The sequence below is a fragment of the Stenotrophomonas sp. NPDC077659 genome (genome assembly GCF_050268705.1).
Lineage (GTDB): Bacteria > Pseudomonadota > Gammaproteobacteria > Xanthomonadales > Xanthomonadaceae > Stenotrophomonas.
Map to the genome: position 1 here is coordinate 1 of NZ_JBNNHG010000215.1, position 4,227 is coordinate 4,227.

General features: G+C 69.1%; 4 protein-coding genes. 1 reads left to right on the top strand and 3 read right to left on the bottom strand.

The annotated features are described in order from the left end of the window. Window positions 1–731: 731 nt before the first annotated feature. The 3 genes from ACQKDV_RS18475 to hflK form a co-directional block, all read right to left on the bottom strand. Window positions 732–917, bottom strand: coding sequence for a DUF2065 domain-containing protein (locus tag ACQKDV_RS18475; RefSeq protein ID WP_079222788.1), 186 nt, complete (start codon window positions 915–917; stop codon window positions 732–734). 68 nt (window positions 918–985) lie between these two features. Continuing rightward, window positions 986–1,849 (bottom strand): protease modulator HflC, encoded by an 864-nt coding sequence (hflC, locus tag ACQKDV_RS18480; protein WP_427785715.1) that lies wholly within the window; start codon window positions 1,847–1,849, stop codon window positions 986–988. Beyond that, window positions 1,846–2,979, bottom strand: a complete 1,134-nt coding sequence (gene hflK / locus ACQKDV_RS18485; protein WP_427785716.1) for an FtsH protease activity modulator HflK — start codon at window positions 2,977–2,979, stop codon at window positions 1,846–1,848. The genes hflC and hflK overlap by 4 nt, the downstream gene beginning before the upstream one ends. Before the next feature lie 152 nt (window positions 2,980–3,131). Here hflK and ACQKDV_RS18490 point away from each other — a divergent pair, with 152 nt between their 5' ends. Continuing rightward, on the top strand, window positions 3,132–4,127 hold the full coding sequence (locus ACQKDV_RS18490; RefSeq protein WP_427785717.1) for a YhdH/YhfP family quinone oxidoreductase: 996 nt from the start codon (window positions 3,132–3,134) through the stop codon (window positions 4,125–4,127). Window positions 4,128–4,227 lie beyond the last annotated feature (100 nt).

Here is a 4,227-nt window from a genome sequence, read left to right on the forward strand (position 1 = left end):
TCGACCCGGCCACGCGCACCGTGCGCGGTTCGGTCACCAGCGGCAACTTCTGCGGACTGACCCATGACGGGCTCCTCGATTTGTTGCGGCCATCGGGGCCGCGGACGGGTAAACCGTGGCGGGGCTGGCCAGCACCTGCAAGGCGGCTCCAAACGGGGAGCGGCCGGCGATGGAAGGCCCAGACACGGAAAAAGCCGGACGGGGAGGCCCGTCCGGCTTTTGTGCATTATCCGGGTTTCCGGGGTCCGGTGCCACCTTTGCGACGGGCGGCTTTACCGGACGGTCAGGCCGGCGTCTCATGTAGAGCCGAACCCATGCTCGGCTGCCGTATCGCCGCTGCGCGGCGCCGCCCGAGCATTAGCTCGGGCGCTACACCAGGCCGCCCCTGTAGAGCCGAGCCCACGCTCGGCTGCTGTGCCGCCGCTGCGCGGAGCCGCCCGAGCATAGGCTCGGGCGCTACACCCGGTCGCCCGTGTAGGGCCGAGCCCACGCTCGGCTGCTGTGCCGCCGCTGCGCGGCGCCGCCCGAGCATAGGCTCGGGCGCTACACCCGGTCGCCCGTGTAGAGCCGAGCCCACGCTCGGCTGCTGTGCCGCCCCTGCGCGGCGCCGCCCGAGCATAGCTCGGGCGCTACATCCGGCCGCCCCTGTAGCGCCGAGCCCATGCTCGGCTGCTATGCCGCCGCTGCGCGGCGCCGCCCGAGCACGGGCTCGGACGCTACAGGACCGGCTTTCAGTGCCGCGCCCACCACAGCAGGCTCAGGCCGGCCAGCAGCACCAGGCCACCGAAGCTGCGCAGGGCCGGGCTGGGCAGGTCCAGCAGGCGCTCGGCCATGCGCTTCCAGGCCAGCGGGGCAACGAACAGCAGCAGGCCTTCCAGCACGGCCACCAGGCAGACGGCCGCGAACAGATCTTTCATGGGGGGAACTCCGGAAAAACACGGGGCCCGGCATCTGGCCGGGCCCCGTGGGATCTTGCCGAACAACCTCAGCGGTCGTTCTTCAGGTACTGCAGGAACGGGTCGTTCTTGTCCAGCACGATCACGCCGTTGCCGTCGGTCATGGAGCCACGGTAGGCCTCCAGGCTGCGGTAGAACGCGTAGAACGACGGATCGGCCGAACCGGCCTTGCCGTAGATGCGGGCCGCATCGGCATCGCCTTCACCACGCAGGCGCTGGGCATCGCGTTCGGCTTCGGCGATCAGCACGGTGCTGTCACGGTCGGCCTGGGCACGGATGGTCAGCGACTGCTCTTCGCCCTCGGCGCGCAGCTTGGCCGCTTCCTGCTTGCGCTGTGCGCGCATGCGCTCGTACACGTCATTGATCACCTGGCTGTCGGTGGGCAGGTCGACCTGCTTGATGCGCAGGTCGATCATCTGCATGCCCAGCCCGGACACGGCATCGTTGATGTCCTTCAGCTGCGCGGCGATCAGCTCGCTGCGGTCGCCGGACACCAGCTGCTGCAGGGTGCGCGAGTTGATCTGGTTGCGCAGCGAATCGGTGAAGATCGGCTGCAGGCGGGCATTGGCCACTCGCGGGTCACCACCGGTGGCGCGGAAGTAGTCGCCCACGTTGGAGATGTAGCCCACGGCGAAGAAGTCGACGCTGACGTCCTTCTGCTCGGCGGTGAAGTAGCGCGCCGGTGCGGTGTCCAGCACCTGGAAGCGGCGGTCGAACACGCGCACGGTTTCCACCAGCGGCACCTTGAAGTGCAGGCCCGGCTTGATGTCCGAACGCACCACCTTGCCCAGGTTCAGGACCATGGCGGTCTGGTCCTCACGGACCACGTAGACCGAACCCAGCAGGCCCAACAGGGCCGCCACGACGACGGCAATCCAGATAGAACTTCTCATCGGCTGCCCTCCTCACGGCCGCTCGGACGCCCGGTCGGGCGGGTCAACGGCCGACCCGGGTCACGGGAAACTTCGGTTGCGGTGCCCGGCAGCGACGGCATCACCACCTCCGGGCTCGGCACCGCGGCCGGCGCGGATGCGCTGGGGCGGGTATCGCCGGTCATCGGCACGTAGATCAACTGGCGGCCATCGCCACCGATGACCTTGCGGTTCTCGCTCAGCACCTGCTGTACGGTTTCCAGCCACAGGCGCTTGCGGGTCACTTCCGGGGCGTCCTTGTACTGGGCCTGCAACAGGCTGAAACGCTGCGCGTCACCCTCGGCCTTGGACACCACGGCCTGCTTGTAGCCTTCGGCGGTGGTGCGGGCGCGCGAGGCCTGGCCGCGGGCTTCCGGCACGACCTTGGCGGCGTAGGCCTGGGCTTCGTTGATCAGGCGCTCCTTGACCTGCTGGGCACCATTGACCTCGTCAAAGGCCGGCTTGACCTCCTCCGGCGGACGGGCGTCCTGCAGGGTCAGGCCGGTCACGGTGAGGCCGGTCTTGAAGGCCTTCAGCAGTGCCTGCAGGCGCTCTTCGGCGGCCACGGCCAGCGGGCCACGGTTGTTCAGTACCGAGTTGAGGTCGGCGCGGCCGACTTCCTCGCGCACCGCGCTCTGCGCGGACTGTTCCAGCACCTGGTCGGCGTCGACGGTGCCGAACAGGTAGGTCTGCGGGTCATCGATGCGGTACTGCACGTTGAGCGAGACGTTGACGATGTTCTCGTCGCGGGTCAGCACCGGCACCTGGATCGAGAAGGTCTTGATCTCGGTGGCATTGACCTTGGTGACCGATTCGATCGGCCACGGCAGCTTGAAGTTCGGGCCCGGGGTCAGGATCCGCGAGAACTGGCCGAAGCGCAGCACCACGCCACGCTGCTGTTCGCCTATCAGCTGGAAGCTGGAGAACAGCACCAGCAGCACCACTGCCACGGCCACCCAACGCAGGATGCCGCCATCGAACAGGTCCTTCAGCGGCCCGGGCAGACCGCCCCAGCCACCACCATTGCCACCGCCGCGCGGCCCGAACGGCCCGCGTCGATTGTCCTCGGGGCCTTGTCCGCCCTTGTTGCCGCCGGGTGTATTCCAGGCCATGCACGCTCCATCAATATGTGGGCTGCGGCGCGGGCCCTTCCCGCGGCGCCAGCCGTGAATCTTCACCGATCATACAAGATGGGGCGGACTGGCAGGTCTGAAAGGGCCATGAGCGGGTAAGGTGGCGTTTTCCTCGAAGTCAGGCAGCGCCGATGGTCCCCACCTCCCCGTTTACCGCGTTCCGGATCGAAAACGATGATGCCGGCTACCGCAGCGGCCTGGTCCAGCTGGGCGTGGATGATCTCAGCCCCGGCCAGGTGCTGGTCCGCGCGCACTGGTCCTCGGTCAACTACAAGGACGCCTTGGCCGGCACCGGCAAAGGGAAGATCCTGCGCCGCTTCCCGCTGGTGGGCGGTATCGACGTGGCCGGCACGGTGGTCGCCTCCAGCGACCCGGCCTGGCGCGAGGGCGATGCGGTGCTCGCCACCGGCTGCGGCCTCAGCGAAACCCGGGACGGTGGCTACAGCCAGTACGTACGGCTGGAATCGCGCGCCGTCATCGCCCAGCCGGCCGGGCTGAGCCCGCGCGAGGCGATGGTGCTGGGCACCGCTGGCTTCACTGCGGCCCTGGCCCTGCTACGCCTGCAGGACAACCGGCAGACCCCGGGACACGGGCCGCTGGCGGTGACCGGCGCCACCGGCGGCGTCGGCGCGCTGGCCGTGGACATCTTCAGCCGCGCCGGTTACGAGGTGCATGCGATCAGTGGCAAGCCGGAGCAGGCCGCCTTCCTGCGCGACATCGGCGCGAGCGAGGTGCTGCCGCGCGAGGCGCTGGCCGATACCGCGCCGCTGCAGTCGGCACGGTTCGGCGGAGGCCTGGACAATGCCGGCGGCACGATGCTGGCCAGCCTGCTGGCGCAGACCGTGCCCTATGGCAGCGTGGTCAGTGCAGGCCTGGCCGCCAGCCCGACGCTGCAGATGACAGTGATGCCGTACATCCTGCGGGGTGTGTCGCTGCTGGGCGTGTCCTCGGCCAGCGCGCCGCGCGACCTGCGCGAGCAGGTCTGGGCGCGCCTGGGCGGGGAATGGAAGCCACAGCACCTGGACCGCATCTGCACCGCCGAAGTCGGCCTGGCCGATCTGCCGGCGGTGTTCGAGCGGATGCTGGCCGGCGGTTCGCTGGGGCGCACGGTGGTACGGATCGACTGAACGTCGCAGGCAGGCGACGGACGGCAGCTCTGCCACTCCCACCCGCGCCGACATGGCCAGCTACCCGTGGATTGGCGCTTACGACAAGATTCCGGTCGAT

What these genes read in the sequence shown, in the direction of transcription:
- ACQKDV_RS18475 (WP_079222788.1), bottom strand. Translation starts at nt 917, where the DNA reads ATGAAAGATCTGTTCGCGGCCGTCTGCCTGGTGGCCGTGCTGGAAGGC.
- hflC (WP_427785715.1), bottom strand. Translation starts at nt 1,849, where the DNA reads ATGAGAAGTTCTATCTGGATTGCCGTCGTCGTGGCGGCCCTGTTGGGC.
- hflK (WP_427785716.1), bottom strand. Translation starts at nt 2,979, where the DNA reads ATGGCCTGGAATACACCCGGCGGCAACAAGGGCGGACAAGGCCCCGAG.
- ACQKDV_RS18490 (WP_427785717.1), top strand. Translation starts at nt 3,132, where the DNA reads ATGGTCCCCACCTCCCCGTTTACCGCGTTCCGGATCGAAAACGATGAT.